This window comes from Streptomyces sp. MMS24-W38 (genome assembly GCF_059889265.1).
The window spans coordinates 5,702,281-5,717,759 of sequence record NZ_JCBCPP010000001.1 but is presented as its reverse complement, the minus strand read 5'-3'; the positions used below and the strand labels follow the sequence as shown (position 1 = coordinate 5,717,759).

Annotated in this window: 14 protein-coding genes; all 14 read right to left on the bottom strand. The window is 70.7% G+C overall.

Going from position 1 to position 15,479, the window contains the following annotated elements; genetic code table 11:
- Window positions 1-49 precede the first annotated feature (49 nt).
- On the bottom strand, window positions 50-1,144 hold the full coding sequence (gene aroB / locus AC6F7H_RS25015) for a 3-dehydroquinate synthase (protein ID WP_500759192.1): 1,095 nt from the start codon (window positions 1,142-1,144) through the stop codon (window positions 50-52).
- On the bottom strand, window positions 1,141-1,653 hold the full coding sequence (locus AC6F7H_RS25010) for a shikimate kinase (RefSeq protein WP_109379461.1): 513 nt from the start codon (window positions 1,651-1,653) through the stop codon (window positions 1,141-1,143). Before AC6F7H_RS25010 ends, aroB begins: the two co-directional genes overlap by 4 nt.
- A complete protein-coding gene (aroC, locus tag AC6F7H_RS25005; protein WP_109379462.1) occupies window positions 1,650-2,834 on the bottom strand; it encodes a chorismate synthase in 1,185 nt (394 codons plus the stop codon). The genes AC6F7H_RS25010 and aroC overlap by 4 nt, the downstream gene beginning before the upstream one ends.
- Before the next feature lie 223 nt (window positions 2,835-3,057).
- The gene (locus AC6F7H_RS25000) at window positions 3,058-3,885 is read right to left on the bottom strand and encodes a shikimate dehydrogenase (protein WP_500759190.1); all 828 of its coding nucleotides are present in this window, start codon (window positions 3,883-3,885) and stop codon (window positions 3,058-3,060) included.
- A complete protein-coding gene (gene mltG / locus AC6F7H_RS24995) occupies window positions 3,885-5,681 on the bottom strand; it encodes an endolytic transglycosylase MltG (protein ID WP_500759187.1) in 1,797 nt (598 codons plus the stop codon). Before mltG ends, AC6F7H_RS25000 begins: the two co-directional genes overlap by 1 nt.
- 125 nt (window positions 5,682-5,806) lie before the next feature.
- Entirely contained in the window at window positions 5,807-6,271 is a 465-nt protein-coding gene (gene ruvX / locus AC6F7H_RS24990; protein ID WP_500762035.1) for a Holliday junction resolvase RuvX, read from the bottom strand.
- A 44-nt stretch (window positions 6,272-6,315) separates the two neighbouring features.
- Window positions 6,316-8,988, bottom strand: coding sequence for an alanine--tRNA ligase (gene alaS / locus AC6F7H_RS24985; protein ID WP_500759185.1), 2,673 nt, complete (start codon window positions 8,986-8,988; stop codon window positions 6,316-6,318).
- Window positions 8,988-9,359, bottom strand: coding sequence for a hypothetical protein (locus tag AC6F7H_RS24980; protein WP_500759183.1), 372 nt, complete (start codon window positions 9,357-9,359; stop codon window positions 8,988-8,990). The genes alaS and AC6F7H_RS24980 overlap by 1 nt, the downstream gene beginning before the upstream one ends.
- Before the next feature lie 7 nt (window positions 9,360-9,366).
- Window positions 9,367-9,810 (bottom strand): DUF948 domain-containing protein, encoded by a 444-nt coding sequence (locus tag AC6F7H_RS24975; RefSeq protein WP_202276769.1) that lies wholly within the window; start codon window positions 9,808-9,810, stop codon window positions 9,367-9,369.
- A 276-nt stretch (window positions 9,811-10,086) separates the two neighbouring features.
- On the bottom strand, window positions 10,087-10,701 hold the full coding sequence (gene rpsD, locus AC6F7H_RS24970; RefSeq protein ID WP_500762033.1) for a 30S ribosomal protein S4: 615 nt from the start codon (window positions 10,699-10,701) through the stop codon (window positions 10,087-10,089).
- A 328-nt stretch (window positions 10,702-11,029) separates the two neighbouring features.
- Complete coding sequence (locus AC6F7H_RS24965; protein WP_500759181.1) at window positions 11,030-12,385, bottom strand: replication-associated recombination protein A; 1,356 nt, start codon at window positions 12,383-12,385, stop codon at window positions 11,030-11,032.
- Between the two features lie 43 nt (window positions 12,386-12,428).
- Window positions 12,429-13,088, bottom strand: coding sequence for a vitamin K epoxide reductase family protein (locus AC6F7H_RS24960; RefSeq protein WP_181383570.1), 660 nt, complete (start codon window positions 13,086-13,088; stop codon window positions 12,429-12,431).
- Between the two features lie 291 nt (window positions 13,089-13,379).
- Window positions 13,380-14,642, bottom strand: coding sequence for a histidine--tRNA ligase (gene hisS, locus AC6F7H_RS24955; RefSeq protein WP_500759179.1), 1,263 nt, complete (start codon window positions 14,640-14,642; stop codon window positions 13,380-13,382).
- Between the two features lie 11 nt (window positions 14,643-14,653).
- A complete protein-coding gene (locus AC6F7H_RS24950) occupies window positions 14,654-15,370 on the bottom strand; it encodes an MBL fold metallo-hydrolase (RefSeq protein ID WP_109379472.1) in 717 nt (238 codons plus the stop codon).
- Between the last annotated feature and the right edge of the window lie 109 nt (window positions 15,371-15,479).

Below are 15,479 nucleotides of genomic sequence, written 5' to 3'. Positions count from 1 at the left end.
TCGCCGGGCCGAACGGCCCGGCGATCGGGTCCGGGGGTCTGCTCCGGGGCTACTCCCCCACTTCTCCGTAAGCGGCGAGCAGCACCGCCGGGTCCGGGCCCTCCAGCACGGTGGGCCGGGCGAGACCGTCGAGGACGATGAAGCGCAGCAGGTCGCCGCGGGACTTCTTGTCGACCTTCATGGTCTCCAGCAGCTTGGGCCACTGGTCGTAGCGGTAGTGCAGGGGCAGCCCGACCGACTCGAGGACGGCGCGGTGCCGGTCGGCGGTGGCGTCGTCCAGACGGCCGGCGAGCCGGCCGAGCTCGGCGGCGAAGTGCATGCCCACCGACACCGCCGCGCCGTGGCGCCACTTGTAGCGCTCGTTCTTCTCGATGGCGTGGCCGAGGGTGTGCCCGTAGTTGAGGATCTCCCGGCGGCCCGCCTCCTTCAGGTCGGAGGAGACGACCTCGGCCTTGACCCGGATCGAGCGCTCGATGAGCTCGGCGGTGTGCGGGCCCGCCGGGGTGCGGGCGGCCTGGGGGTCGGCCTCGATGAGGTCCAGGATCACCGGGTCGGCGATGAAACCGGCCTTGATGACCTCCGCCAGCCCGGAGACGTAGTCGTTGACCTGGAGGGAGTCCAGGGCGGCGAGGTCGCACAGCACACCGGCGGGCGGATGGAAGGCACCCACCAGGTTCTTGCCCTCGGCGGTGTTGATGCCCGTCTTGCCCCCGACAGCCGCGTCCACCATGGCCAGCACCGTGGTCGGGACCGCGATCCAGCGCACCCCGCGCAGCCAGGTCGCGGCCACGAAACCGGCCAGGTCGGTGCTGGCGCCGCCGCCCACGCCGACGATGACGTCGGTGCGGGTGAACCCGGACTGCCCGAGCGCCTTCCAGCAGTACGCGGCGACCTCGGCCGTCTTGGCCTCCTCCGCGTTGGGCACCTGAATGGCGATGGCCTCGTAGCCCTGCTCGGCGAGGTCGGCGCGGAGCACGTCGCCGGTCTCGGCGAGCGCCTCGGGGTGCACGATCGCGACCCGCTTGGCCTTGTCCCCGATCAACCCGCCGAGCTCGCCCAGGAGCTGACGGCCCACCAGGACCTCGTACGGGTCGGTGCCCGCGGTGCCGCCGATGTGGATCCGCGTCACTGCCTCGCTGCTCATGCTTGCTTCATCTCCAGTGCGTCCAGGGCGGAGCGGGTGACTTCTTCCGGCGTGCGGCCGTCCGTGGCCACGACGGCCGTCGCGGCCTCCTCGTACAGATGGCGCCGGGCCTCCATCAGCTCGCGCCACTGCTTGCGCGGATTGACCGCGAGCAGGGGGCGGGCGGCGTTGAGCCCGGTGCGCTTGACCGCCTCCTCGACGTCCATCGACAGATAGACGACCCGCTCCCCGGCGAGCAGCGCACGCGTGTCGGCGTCGAGGACGGCGCCGCCGCCCAGGGCCAGGACGCCCTCGTGCTCGGCGAGCGCGGTGCGCACCGCCTGCTTCTCGATCGCGCGGAAGGCGGACTCGCCCTCGTCCACGAAGATCTCGGCGATGCTGCGGCCCTGCGCGGCGACGATGTCGTCGTCGGTGTCCCGGTAGCCGACGCCCAGCCGCTCGGCCAGCAGCCGCCCGACGGTGGACTTGCCCACGCCCATCGGGCCCACCAGCACGATCAGCGGGGTCACCGGACGGCCAGGTTCTCGAGGTAGGACGTCACGTTGCGGCGGGTCTCGGTGACGCTGTCGCCGCCGAACTTCTCCGCGACCGCGTCCGCGAGGACCAGTGCCACCATGGCCTCGGCGACGATGCCGGCCGCCGGCACGGCGCACACGTCGGAGCGCTGGTGGTGGGCGGCGGCCTCCTCGCCGGTGGCGACGTCCACCGTCTTCAGCGCCCGCGGCACGGTCGCGATGGGCTTCATCGCGGCCCGCACCCGCAGCAGCTCACCGGTGGTCAGTCCGCCCTCGGTGCCGCCGGAGCGGCCCGAGGCTCGCCGGATGCCCTCGTCGGTGGGGACGATCTCGTCGTGCGCCTTGGAGCCGGGCACCCGGGCCAGGTCGAAGCCGTCGCCGACCTCGACGCCCTTGATCGCCTGGATGCCCATGAGGGCGGCGGCCAGCCGTGCGTCGAGACGCCGGTCCCAGTGCACGTGCGAGCCGAGACCCACCGGCACGCCGTACGCCAGCACCTCGACCACGCCGCCGAGGGTGTCGCCGTCCTTGTGGGCCTGGTCGATCTCGGCGACCATCGCCTCCGACGCGCCGGCGTCCAGGCAGCGCACCGGGTCCGCGTCCAGCTTCTCCACGTCGGCCGGGGTCGGGTACACCCCGTAGGGCGCCTTGGCGGCGGCCAGCTCCACCACGTGGGAGACGATCTCGATGCCGGCCGTCTCCTTCAGGTACGACCGGGCCACCGCGCCCAGTGCCACGCGGGCCGCGGTCTCGCGCGCGGAGGCCCGCTCCAGGATCGGACGGGCCTCGTCGAAGCCGTACTTCTGCATGCCGGCGAGGTCGGCGTGGCCGGGGCGCGGGCGGGTCAGCGGGGCGTTGCGGGCGAGGCCGGCCAGCACCTCGGGGTCGACCGGGTCGGCCGCCATGACCTGCTCCCACTTCGGCCACTCGGTGTTGCCCACCATGACCGCGACCGGGGAGCCGAGGGTGAGGCCGTGCCGGACGCCGCCGAGGAAGGTGACCTCGTCCCGCTCGAACTTCATCCGGGCACCGCGACCGTAGCCCAGCCGCCGCCTCGCGAGATGGTCCGCCACCATGTCCGTGGTGATCGGTACGCCGGCGGGAAGACCCTCCAGCGTCGCGACGAGTGCGGGGCCGTGGGACTCCCCCGCGGTCAGCCAGCGCAACCTGCTCAACGGTGCTCCTCGGTGCTCGCGCCCTGGTACTGCTCTGCGCACGCGCGTCCTCGCGTACGACTACGACACGACGGGGTGCGCGGCCCCGGCCCGCCGTTTCCGATCCTCCCACGTCCGGGTGGTGTGTCCGGCCGCCGGTCCATCAGACGGACGGGCCGCGGCGGAGCGCGGGCCCCCGGGTGGGGAAGTCGGCCCCGCGTCCCTGCGGGGCCGGGACGGGGCCCTATCGGGCCGCGAGAGCGCGCTCGCCTGCTTCTCGCATGACGGCCACCGGGGCCGGGGCGCGCCCCGTCATCTGCTCGACCTGGAGCACCGCCTGGTGCACCAGCAGGTCGAGCCCACCGATCACGGCGCCGCCGTACGCCGACCAGCGGGCCGCCAGGGCGGTCGGCCAGGGGTCGTAGAGCACGTCGAAGAGGGCCGCGGGGCGTTCCGGTACGAATCGGGCGAGGCTGTCGGTGACCCCAGCCGGGGTGGTGGCGACCACCAGTGGTGCGTGCAGGGCCTGCTCGGCGTCGTCCCAGTCGGCGATGCGCACCGCGACGCCGAGCCGCTCGGCCCACTGCCGCATCTCGGTGGCGCGGGCCGCGCTGCGGACGTAGACGGAGACCTCGCCCGTGCAGATCCGCGCCAGCGCGGCCAGCGCGGACGAGGCGGTGGCTCCGGCGCCGAGGACGGCCGCGGTGTCCACCTTCTCGATGCCGTGCTCACCCAACGCGGCGACCATGCCGGGGATGTCGGTGTTGTCGCCGGTCCTGCGGCCGTCCCGGGTGAAGACGACGGTGTTCACCGCGTCGACGGATGCGGCGGTCTCGCTGATGCCGTCCAGCAGCGGGATCACGGCCCGCTTCAGCGGCATGGTCAGCGACAGCCCCGCCCACTCGGGTCCGATCGTCTCGAGAAAGCCCGGTAGCGCCTTCTCGTCGACCTCGAACCGGTCGTACGTCCAGTCCCTCAACCCCAGTTCCGCGTAGGCGGTGCGGTGCAGCACCGGGGAGAGCGAGTGGGCGATCGGGGAACCGAGCACGGCGGCGCGGCGGGGTTCGGCCATCAGTTCTTCCTCGAGGCGTTCCACTTGTCGACCAGCTTCTGGTGCTCGGCGTTGGTCTTGGTGAACTCGCTGGTCTTGCCGTCGAGCGAGATGAAGTAGAACCAGCCGCCGTCGGTCGGCTTGAGCGCTCCCTCGATGGCGTCCTCGCCGGGGTTACTGATCGGTCCGGGCGGCAGGCCCTTGTAGAAGTACGTGTTGTACGGGTTGTCGTAGTTCCTGAGCTCGCTGAGACTCAGGTCTATCTTGCTCTGGTTCTTGACGTAGTTGTAGGTGGAGTCGAACTCCAGCATGCCGTTGGTCTCGGTGTTGCCCGGCTTGAGCCGGTTGTAGATGACCTCGGACATCTTGCGGAAGTCATTGTGGCTGGTGCCCTCGGCCTGGACGAGACTCGCCACGGTGACCAGCTGCCACGGGTCCTCGAGACCGAGGCTCTCGGCCTTCTTCTCGACACCGAGCTTCTCGTAGGTCGCGGTGGCCCTCTCGACCATGTTCTTCAGCACGTCCTCGGGCGTCTGCCCCTCGGACACACCGTAACTGGAGGGGAACAGGAACCCTTCCAGGGGGTCCTTGACGTCCTCGCGGTTCACCGCCCAGTCGGGCAGGCCGAGCTTCTCCCAGTCGTTCTTGGCGACCTTCGCGGTGGTCCCGTCCTCGACCTTGAGGCGTGTGTCGATGTCCTTGTAGATATCGGCGTTGCGCCTGCCCTCGGCGATGATCAGGTTGTTGCGGCTCTTCGGGCTGAGCATGAGCTCGACGGCGGCCTCGGCCGACATCTCCTTCTCGAGCGTGTAGACGCCGTCCTGGATCGCGCCGCTGTTCGGGTTGCCCTGCTGGGCCGCGACGAAGGCGTCGACGCTCTTGACCACGCCTTCCTTCTTGAGCACCTGGCCGATGGCGTATCCGCCCGCGCCCTTGGGGATCGTGACGGTGACCTGCTCGCCGTTCCCGTCGCCCGCGAAGTCCGGGGCACTGCCGAAACGATCCTGGACGAACTGCCAGCCGAAATAGCTCACACCTGCCAGACCGCCGCCGAGGACCAGCACCACCACGAGGCAGGCGGGTCCGCTGCGCCGCTTCTTGTCCTTGCCGCCCCTGCCCCCCTTGTCGGCCTTGCCGCTCTTGCCCCGGCGCTCGCCGCGACCGCGGCGAGTGCCCGGATCACCGTCACCGTCCTCGTCGTCATCGTCGGCACCCGAGAAGAAGGCGTGCTCGCCCTGGTCGGGCCCGGGGTCCCAGTCGGTGTCCGGCTCCGGGTCCGCCTCCCGCTCCGGCCGCCGCTCGGGCTCGGTGTTCCGGTGGGCCGGGGGCTCCGGCGGCGGATAGGCCTCCGGTGTGCCGTAGTGGTCGGACTGCTGGGCGCCGTACGCACCGCCCTGCTGCCCGTACGGGTCCGTCGGATCGGCTGCCGCGTACGGGTCCTGCGGCTGGGCGCCGGTGTGCCAGCCGCCGGTGTCGTACGGCTGCTGGTCGGGATGCTGCATCTGCTGGGGGGCGTACTGCTGCTGACCGTACTGCTGCTGACCGTGCTGCTGCTGACCGTGCTGCTGCTGGTCGTAATGCTGCTGACCGTGCTGCTGGTCGTACTGCGGGTACTGCTGCTGGCCGTATCCGCCCTGCTCGGCGCTGCCCCAGTCGCCGTACTGCTGCTGCGGGTAATGCTGCGCCTGGCCCTCGTAGGGGGACTGCTGACCCGGCTGGGCCTGCTGGGCCTGCTGCCCGGTCCACCCGCCGTCGCCGTAGAACGGGTCGTCCGGGTGCCACGGTTCGGAGCCTTGGCCCCGGCCATACTCAGTCATCGATCCCCTAGAGCCGCGAGGCGGCGGTCGCGCGGCTGTGGGGGGCGCCGGCACCCGTCCCGCCTCTCTCTGTGCGGTGGCTGTTCGAACGCCACCGCATCGCGCGGAACGTTACCGTACCGCGATCAGATGACCACTTCGACGCCCTCACCGGGTGGGTTGCCTGACACCCGTTCGGATTCGAGAGCCTGCTGAAGGATGATCACTGCGGCGACCTGGTCGATGACGGAGCGTCCCTTCTTGGACTTCACGCCCGAGGCGCGCAGCCCCTGACTCGCCGTCACCGTCGTCATGCGCTCGTCCACGAGCCGCACCGGCACCGGCGCGATCCGGCGGGCCAGCTCCTGGGTGAAGCCGCGGACCTTGGCCGCGGCGGGGCCCTCGCCCCCCTTGAGGGAGCGAGGGAGGCCGACCACGACCTCGATCGGCTCGTACTCCTCGACGAGCTGCCGAAGGCGCCGGTGAGCCGCTGGGACGTCCCGGCCGGGGACGGTCTCGACCGGGGTGGCGAGGATCCCGTCGGGGTCGCACGAGGCGACCCCGATACGGGCGTCCCCGACGTCGATCGCGAGCCGGCGCCCCCGGCGCATCGCGGGGCCGTCTCCGCCCGGCGTGGAGCTGGCCACGGGCTCGCTCACTTGGCCGTGTCCGCCACGAGCCGCTCGACGGCGTCGACGGCTTCACCGACGGCGGCCGGGTTCTGGCCGCCGCCCTGGGCGACGTCCGGCTTGCCGCCGCCACCGCCGCCGAGGGTCTTGGCGGCCGTGCGGACCAGGTCACCGGCCTTGAGACCGCGCTCGCGGGCGGCCTCGTTGGTGGCGATCACGGTGAGGGGCTTGCCGTTGTTGACCGTGAACAGGGCGACGACGGCGGCCCGGCCCCCCTGGATGCGGCCGCGTACGTCCAGCACCAGCTTGCGCAGGTCGTCGGCGCCGGTGCCGTCCGGGACCCGCCCGGTCACCAGGGCGACCCCGTGGACGTCCCTGGCGGACTCGGCGAGGCCGCCGGCGGCCTGGAGCACCTTCTCCGCGCGGAACTTCTCGATCTCCTTCTCGGCGTCCTTGAGCTTGCCGAGCATGGCGGAGACCTTCTCCGGGAGCTCCTCCGGACGGCCCTTGATCAGCTCCTGGAGCTGGGCGACGACCGTGTGCTCGCGGGCGAGGAAGTTGTAGGCGTCCACGCCGACCAGGGCCTCGATGCGGCGCACGCCGGAGCCGATGGAGGACTCGCCGAGCAGCTTGACCAGGCCGAGCTGGGCGGTGTTGTGCACGTGGGTGCCGCCGCACAGCTCCTTGGAGAAGTCGCCGATGGTCACCACGCGCACGCGCTCGCCGTACTTCTCGCCGAACTCGGCGATGGCGCCCTGCTTCTTGGCCTCGTCGATCCCCATGACGTCGGCACGCACGTCGAGGTCACGGGCGAGCACCTCGTTGATCTTCTGCTCCACGTCGGTCATCACGGCCGTCGGAACGGCGGACGGCGAGCCGAAGTCGAAGCGGAAGCGGCCGGGCTGGTTCTCGGAACCGGCCTGGGCGGCCGTCGGGCCGAGGGCGTCGCGCAGGGCCTGGTGGGTGAGGTGGGTGGCGGAGTGGGCACGGGCGATGGCCTTGCGGCGGCGGTCGTCGATGGAGGCGTGGGCCTTGGCGCCGACGGTCACCTCGCCGACCTGGACGACGCCCTTGTGGACGTACACGCCCGGGACCGGCTTCTGGCAGTCGCGGACCTCGATGACGGCACCGGAGTCGGCCTTGATCCGGCCGGTGTCGCCGATCTGGCCGCCGCCCTCGGCGTAGAACGGGGTGCGGTCGAGGACGATCTCCACCTCGTCGCCCTCGGTGGCGGCCGGTGAGGAGACGCCGTTGACGAGGATGCCCACGACGGTGGACTCGCCCTCGGTGTCGGTGTAGCCGGTGAAGTCGGTGGCGCCGGCCCGGTCGGCGATCTCGCGGTAGGCGCCGAGGTCGGCGTGGCCGGTCTTCTTGGCCTGGGCGTCGGCCTTGGCCCGCTCCCGCTGCTCCTTCATCAGCCGTCGGAAGCCGTCCTCGTCCACGGACAGCCCCTGCTCGGCGGCCATCTCCAGGGTGAGGTCGATCGGGAAGCCCCAGGTGTCGTGGAGCAGGAAGGCCTTGTCGCCGGCCAGGACCGTGCCACCGGACTGCTTGGTCTCGGTGACGGCGGTGTCGAGGATGTTGGTGCCGGCCTTCAGCGTCTTGAGGAAGGCGTTCTCCTCGGCGACGGCGACCTTCTCGATCCGCTCGCGGTCGGTGATCAGCTCGGGGTACTGCTGCCCCATCATCTCGATCACGACGTCGATGAGGTCCTTGACGACCGGGCCGGTGGCACCGAGGAGGCGCATGTTGCGGATGGCGCGGCGCATGATGCGGCGCAGCACGTAGCCGCGCCCCTCGTTGCCGGGGGTGACCCCGTCGCCGATGAGCATCACGGAGGTGCGCATGTGGTCGGTGACCACGCGCAGCGAGACGTCGGAGGCCTGGGCGTCGCCGTAGGCCACGCCCGTCAGCTCGGTGGCCTTCCTGATGACGGCCATGGAGGTGTCGATCTCGTACATGTTCTGCACGCCCTGCAGAATCATGGCGAGCCGCTCCAGGCCGAGGCCCGTGTCGATGTTCTGGCTCGGCAGGTCCCCGAGGATCTCGAAGTTGTCCTTGCCGATGCCCTCGCCCCGCTCGTACTGCATGAAGACGAGGTTCCAGATCTCCACGTACCGCTCGTCGTTGACGGCGGGGCCGCCCTCGACGCCGAACTCGGGGCCGCGGTCGTAGTTGATCTCGGAGCACGGGCCGCAGGGGCCGGGGACGCCCATGGACCAGTAGTTGTCCTTCATGCCCAGGCGCTGGATGCGCTCCTCGGGCACGCCGACGACGTCGCGCCAGATCCGCTCGGCCTCGTCGTCGTCCTTGTAGACGGTGATCCACAGGCGCTCGGGGTCCAGGCCGTAGCCGCCCTGTTCCTGGGAGCTGGTGAGCAGCTCCCAGGCGAGCTTGATGGCGCCTTCCTTGAAGTAGTCGCCGAAGGAGAAGTTGCCGCACATCTGGAAGAAGGTGCCGTGCCGGGTGGTCTTGCCGACCTCTTCGATGTCCGGCGTGCGGACGCACTTCTGGACGCTGGTGGCGCGGTCGAAGGGCGGCTTGACCTCGCCCAGGAAGTAGGGCTTGAAGGGCACCATGCCGGCCGGGACGAGCAGCAGAGTCGGGTCGTCCGCGATGAGCGACGCCGAAGGGACGACGGTGTGCCCGCGCTCCTCGAAGAAGCTCAGCCAGCGGCGGCGGATCTCGGCCGACTCCATCAGTGGTCCTCATTCCGGTTGTACGGGTGCGTCAGGTACGTCGAGCCCTCGACGTACCGGGGGTCGCTCTTCGGGTTGTTTCGGTTCTCGATGGCGGCGTAGCGGCGGACCGCCGGGAGTTCCCGGTCGGCGGGGGTGTCGATGCCGAGGGCGTCGCTCAGTTCGGCCTCGCGCCGGGCCATGTTGTCGCGGACCTCGAACGCGAAGTCCACTGCCCGGTCCTTGAGCCGGCCGCCCGCCTCGAGCGCCTTGTTCGCCGCGGTCACGGCAAGGTTCTCGGGGGTCAGCTGCTTCAACTTGCGGTTGACCTTGGTGGTGGCCCACACCCCGGCGGCGACGCCGGTGCTGAACCAGAAGGTACGGCGGAACATCGCTGCGTCAGTCCTTCTTTCCCCGGGTGCGCCCCGCCCGCCGCATGCCCGGGACGGCGCGGCCCACGATCACGGTGCGTCCCGGTGTCCTGGCGGACGTGTCCTCCTTGCGGCCGCTGACGGCCCGGCGCACGCCGTAGCCGAAGGCTGCGACCTTGACCAGCGGGCCGCCGAAGGTGGAGGCGACGGTGGTCGACAGCGCGGAGGCGTTGGAGGTGACCTCCTGGACGTCGGAGGCGATCGCGTCGACCCGTTCGATCTGGGTCTGCGCGGAGCGCACCGCCGAGGAGGCGTCCGCCAGCAGCGGGACGGCCTGGTCGGTCACGTCCGCCACGAGCCTGGTGGTCGCCCGGAGCGTCTGGGCCAGCCTCGCCAGTGCGACGGCGAGGAAGGAGACCAGGATCGCCCAGAACACGGCCACCAGGATTCCGGCCACCTCTCCACCGGACACTGTGTGCACCTGCTCCCTGAGAAACGTGCCTGCCACATCGAGGAACCCCGAGGAACCTCGAGGAACACCGAAGAACCTCCGAGAACCTCGAGCAACACCGAGAACGTCAAGAAATTCGTGCACCGAGCCTATCGCGCCGGTGGCGGGACTCCGCACCGGATTACCGTCCGGCGGGGTCGGCACGTCGCGGCCGGGGCGCCCATGCAGCAGCCCGCCGCCCCGCCCACCCTGAGGGGTGGGGAGACGGCGGGCTGAGGTACCGCCTGCCTGCTGGGGTCAGCGGGCGTAGAACTCGACGACGAGCTGCTCGTCGCAGATCACCGGGATCTCCTTGCGGTTCGGCTCACGGTCCAGGCGGAACGCCAGGGCCTTGAGGTTCACCTGGAGGTAGCGCGGGGTCTCGCCGTCGGGGGCGAAACCACCCTCGCGGGCGATCGTGAAGAGCGTCTTGTCCTTGCTGCGCTCACGGACCTGCACGACGTCGTTCGGGCGCAGGAGGAAGGAGGGCTTGTCGACCTTCTTGCCGTTGACCTGGATGTGGCCGTGGGTGACCATCTGACGGGCCTGGTAGATCGTGCGGGCGATGCCCGAACGCAGGACCAGGGCGTCGAGACGGCGCTCGAGCTCGATGACGAGGGCGTCACCGGTCTTGATCGTCGTCTTGGCGGCACGCTCGTACGCGCGGACGAGCTGGCGCTCGCTGATGTCGTACTGGGCGCGCAGGCGCTGCTTCTCCAGCAGACGGACCTTGTAGTCCGAGTTCTGCTTGCGGCCGCGGCCGTGCTCACCCGGCGGGTAGGGGCGGGCCTCGAAGTACTTGACGGCCTTCGGGGTCAGCGCGATACCGAGGGCACGCGACTTCTTGACCTTGGGACGGGACTGATTCGCCACTGTCTCTTTCACTTTCCAAATTGTCGGCTCACCAGGGTTAAGGGAGGTCGCATCCTCAGTCGGGGAAACCCCGCGGGTCCGTGTAGGACCTGCCGGGCAGCCGCTCCCCTGATCTGGGCACATACGTGCAGCACGCGAGTGGCCCACCGACCGCTCCCGGAATTCCGGGTGGTGATGGGCTGCCCGCGACACCGTTCGACGGTGCGCGACGCTCCTGGAGATACCTGCCCGGGGGCAGGCCCTCCTGCCGGATGTCCCGTTCTGGTGGCGCCGGTTTCCCTTGCGGGGCCGGACACGGGACTCGGCTTCGGCGAATTCTACAGGGTAATCACGGCTGCTTCCGACCGAGGTGCCTCCTGGTCCACTCCACCGCGTCGGCGTACCGCGCCTCGGCTCCGTGCCGGGTGGGCTCGTAGTACGCGCGGTCCTTCAGGGCGTCCGGGGCGTACTGCTGGCGCGCGATGCCCTCGGGCAGGTCGTGCGGGTACACGTACCCCTGCGCGTGGCCCAGTTTGGCCGCGCCCTTGTAGTGCCCGTCGCGCAGATGCGGCGGCACGGTCCCGGCCAGCCCCTTGCGCACGTCGTCCAGGGCGGCGCCGATCGCGGTGGTGGCGGCGTTGGACTTGGGGGCCAGGGCGAGGGCGATGGTGGCGTGGCTCAGGGTGAGAGCGGCCTCGGGGAAGCCGATCATGGCGACGGCCTGGGCGGCGGCGACCGCGATCGGCAGCGCGTTCGGATCGGCGAGGCCGATGTCCTCGCTGGCGGAGATCATCAGGCGGCGGGCGATGAAGCGGGGGTCCTCGCCGGCCTCGATCATCCGGGCCAGGTAGTGCAGGGCGGCGTCGACGTCGGAGCCGCGGATGGACTTGATCAGGGCGCTGGCGACGTCGTAGTGCTGGTCGCCGGAGCGGTCGTACTTCACGGCGGCCCGGTCGACCGTCTCCTCCAGGGTGGCCAGGGAGATCGCCGCCTCGCCCTTGTCCAGCGCGGCCCCCGCGGCTGCCTCCAGGGCGGTCAGAGCGCGGCGGGCGTCCCCGCCGGCGATGCGCACCAGATGGTCCCCGGTGTCCTCGGGGAGGGTGACGGCGCCCTTCAGGCCCCGCTCGTCGCCGAGCGCGCGGTGCATCAGGCCGCGGACGTCGTCGTCGGTGAGGGGTTCGAGGGTGAGCAGGAGGGAACGGGAGAGCAGGGGGGAGATGACCGAGAAGTAGGGGTTCTCGGTGGTCGCGGCGATCAACGTGACCCAGCGGTTCTCGACCGCGGGGAGCAGGGAGTCCTGCTGGGCCTTGCTGAAACGGTGGATCTCGTCGAGGAAGAGGACGGTCTCCGTGCCGTACCCGCCGGAGGCGCGGCGGGCGCCGTCGATGACCGCGCGGACCTCCTTGACGCCCGCGGTGATCGCCGACAGCTCGACGAAACGCTTGTTGGTGGCCTTGGAGACGACGTAGGCCAGGGTCGTCTTGCCGGTGCCGGGAGGCCCCCACAGGAACACCGAGGACGGGCCCGCGGGGCCCGAGGCACCCTCGCCGACCAGCCGACGCAGGGGTGAGCCCGGCTTCAGCAGATGCTGCTGGCCCACCACCTCGTCGAGCGTGCGCGGGCGCATCCGCACGGCGAGGGGGCTGCCGGTCGGGTCCTTCTGCTGGCGTTCTTCTGCTGCGGCGGTGAACAGGTCGGGCTCCACGTCGGCAACCCTAAATGACCGCACCGACAACGCGGCGGGCCCGTCAGCTGGTCCAGAAATGCCACCAGCGGGTCAGGATCAGCATGCCGATGACGCCGATGTGCAGCACCGGCATGACCCAGGTGAACTCGCCGAAGAAGCTCTTCAGCCAGCCGGGGGCGGGCAGGAAGCCCTTGCGGACGTTGAACGACGTCACGTACCAGAACATGATGATCGTGGCGACCCAGGCCAGGCAGCACCACAGGCACAGGGCGTTGATCCGGTACAGGGACTGGAACATCAGCCAGGCGCAGAAGCCGGTGCCGAACAGGGTGCCCGCGTTGAGGGTGAGCCAGTACCAGCGGGGGAAGCGGGCCCCGGCGAGCAGGCTCATGCCGACGCAGACGACGATGCCGTAGGTGACCAGGCCCAGCATCGGGTTGGGGAACCCGAAGACGGACGCCTGGTCGCTCTCCATCACGCTGCCGCAGGAGACCACCGGGTTGAGACTGCATCCGGGGACGAACGTCTCGCCCTTGACCTTGGCCTCGAGCAGCTTGAACTTGTCCAGCGTGATGACCCACGCGGCGAGTACGCCGGCCGCGCCGGTGATGACCAGGAGCAGGGCGAACGCACGGCCGGCGCCCTCGCGGGGCGGCCCGGCGGCGGGTCCCGGCGAAGGCTCGGGCACGGTGGACACGTCCTTCACAGTCGTCTTGCTCATCACGCCGATTCCGTCGCTGGGGAGTGTGGACCTGCTTCGGGCAGGGCCATTGTGCCGCACGCACCTGTGCACCCACCGCCCACTGGCCACAAGAACGTACGAGTCACCCCGTGAGGGCTCGGTTTCGGCCGCCGTCTGTGCCATGACCGCACACACGCCCCAGCCGGGTCCCCCGTTCGGACGAATCGGCGTCCCCGGGGTTCCCGGCATCGACGACGGAGGCGCCGGTGTGCCCCAGGGGCACACCGGCGCCTCCGTGGCGCGTGGTCCGCACGTGGCCGCGTACGGGGATCAGCCGAGCCGTGCCTCCAGTTCGGCCACGATCTCGTTCACGCCGACCGCGGTCTGCTCGCCGGACCCCATGTCCTTGAGCTGGACGACGCCTTCGGCGAGGTCGCGCTCGCCGAGCACCAGGGCGTAGCGCGCGCCCGAACGGTTGGCCGCCTTCATCGCCGCCTTCAGGCCCTTGCCGCCGTAGGCGAAGTCGGCGGCGACGCCGTTCTTGCGCAGTTCGGTGACCTTGGCGAACAGCACCCGGCGGGCCTCGTCGCCGAGCGGGACGGCGAACACGCTGGTGATGGCGGGGAGCTCGAGTTCGACGCCCTCCGCCTCCAGGGCCAGCACGGTGCGGTCGACACCGAGCGCCCAGCCGACGGACGGCAGCGCGGGGCCGCCGATCATCTCGGAGAGACCGTCGTAGCGGCCCCCGCCGCCCACCGCGGACTGGGAGCCCAGACCGTCGTGGACGAACTCGAAGGTGGTGCGCGTGTAGTAGTCCAGGCCGCGCACCAGCCTCGGGTCGTCCTCGAACGAGACGCCCGCGGCCGTGATCAGCTCGCGGACCTCCTCGTGGTACGCCTTGCAGGCGTCGCACAGGTAGTCACGCAGCAGAGGGGCGCCGGTCAGCTGCTTCTGGACCGACTCGCGCTTGTCGTCCAGGACGCGCAGCGGGTTGATCTCCGTGCGGCGCAGGGTGTCCTCGTCCAGGTCCAGGCCGCGCAGGAAGTCCTGCAGTGCGGACCGGTAGACGGGGCGGCACTCCTTGTCCCCCAGGGAGTTCAGCAGGATGCGGAAGCCGCTGAGCCCCAGGGAGCGGTACGCCTGGTCCGCCAGGATGATCAGTTCGGCGTCCAGCGCCGGGTCCTCGGCGCCGATCGCCTCCGCGCCCACCTGGGAGAAGTGGCGGTACCGGCCCTTCTGGGGGCGCTCGTAGCGGTAGTACGAGCCGGAGTACCAGAGCTTGACCGGGAGGTTGCCGGCCTTGTGCAGGTTGGCCTCCAGGGCCGCGCGCAGCACGGAGGCCGTGCCTTCGGGCCGCAGGGCGAGGCGGTCGCCGCCCTTGGTCTCGAAGGCGTACATCTCCTTGGTGACGATGTCGGTGGACTCGCCGACACCGCGCGCGAACAGCTCGACGTTCTCGAAGCCGGGTGTCTCGATGTAGCCGTAACCGGAGTCGCGCAGCGGGGCTGCGATGGCCTCGCGGACGGCGAGGTACTTGGCGCTGTCCGGAGGGATCAGGTCGTAGGTGCCCTTGGGGGCCTTGAAGGTGCTCACGGAAGGTCTTGTCACATTCCTCGTCGGGGAGCGTCGGCGGCGCCGCGTCCTTGGCGGTCTGCCGCCACCTGCCGCAGATACGGGTTAGTGGCGCGCTCCTGGCCGATGGTCGTCTGGGGTCCGTGTCCGGACAGCACCACGGTCGAGTCGTCGAGCGGCAGGCACACACGCGCCAGCGAGTCGAGCAGATCGGCCATGTCACCGCCGGGCAGGTCGGTGCGTCCGATGGAGCCGGCGAACAGCAGGTCGCCCGAGAAGAAGACCGGCGGGATGTCCGCCGCCTCGGGCAGGCCGAAGGTCACCGACCCCTTGGTATGCCCCGGCGCGTGCGCGACCGTCAGCTCCAGTCCGGCCAGTTCGAGTTTCACGCCGTCGGCCAGCTCCTTGACGTCGTCCGGCTCCCCCACGGTCAGTTCGCCCATCAGCGGCATCCCGATGGAGCGGCCCAGGGCCTTCTCGGGGTCGCTCATCATGTACCGGTCGTCGGGGTGGATCCAGGCCGGTACGTCGTGCGCCCCGCACACGGGGACGACGGAGGCCACGTGGTCGATGTGACCGTGGGTGAGGACGACGGCGACGGGCTTCAGCCGATGCTTGCGGACCGCCTCCTCCACTCCTGGGGCGGCCTGATGGCCGGGGTCGATGATCACGCACTCCTCACCGGCGGCGGGGGCGACGAGATAACAGTTCGTCCCCCAGGCCCCGGCGGGGAACCCGGCAATGAGCACGATCGTCCTTCGTTGTGTCGAGGGTCGTGTCGACGGTTGTGTCGATACGGGAGGCTTGCGACAGGGCTCGCGCCCGTCGTCAGAGCCTACCGGCGCTGCCGATTCCACA

Excerpts from the sequence above, each read along its gene's own strand:
- AC6F7H_RS25000 (WP_500759190.1), bottom strand. The coding sequence starts at position 3,885 with ATGGCCGAACCCCGCCGCGCCGCCGTGCTCGGTTCCCCGATCGCCCAC.
- AC6F7H_RS24980 (WP_500759183.1), bottom strand. The coding sequence starts at position 9,359 with ATGTTCCGCCGTACCTTCTGGTTCAGCACCGGCGTCGCCGCCGGGGTG.
- AC6F7H_RS24960 (WP_181383570.1), bottom strand. The coding sequence starts at position 13,088 with ATGAGCAAGACGACTGTGAAGGACGTGTCCACCGTGCCCGAGCCTTCG.
- ruvX (WP_500762035.1), bottom strand. The coding sequence starts at position 6,271 with ATGCGCCGGGGGCGCCGGCTCGCGATCGACGTCGGGGACGCCCGTATC.
- aroB (WP_500759192.1), bottom strand. The coding sequence starts at position 1,144 with ATGAGCAGCGAGGCAGTGACGCGGATCCACATCGGCGGCACCGCGGGC.
- mltG (WP_500759187.1), bottom strand. The coding sequence starts at position 5,681 with ATGACTGAGTATGGCCGGGGCCAAGGCTCCGAACCGTGGCACCCGGAC.
- alaS (WP_500759185.1), bottom strand. The coding sequence starts at position 8,988 with ATGGAGTCGGCCGAGATCCGCCGCCGCTGGCTGAGCTTCTTCGAGGAG.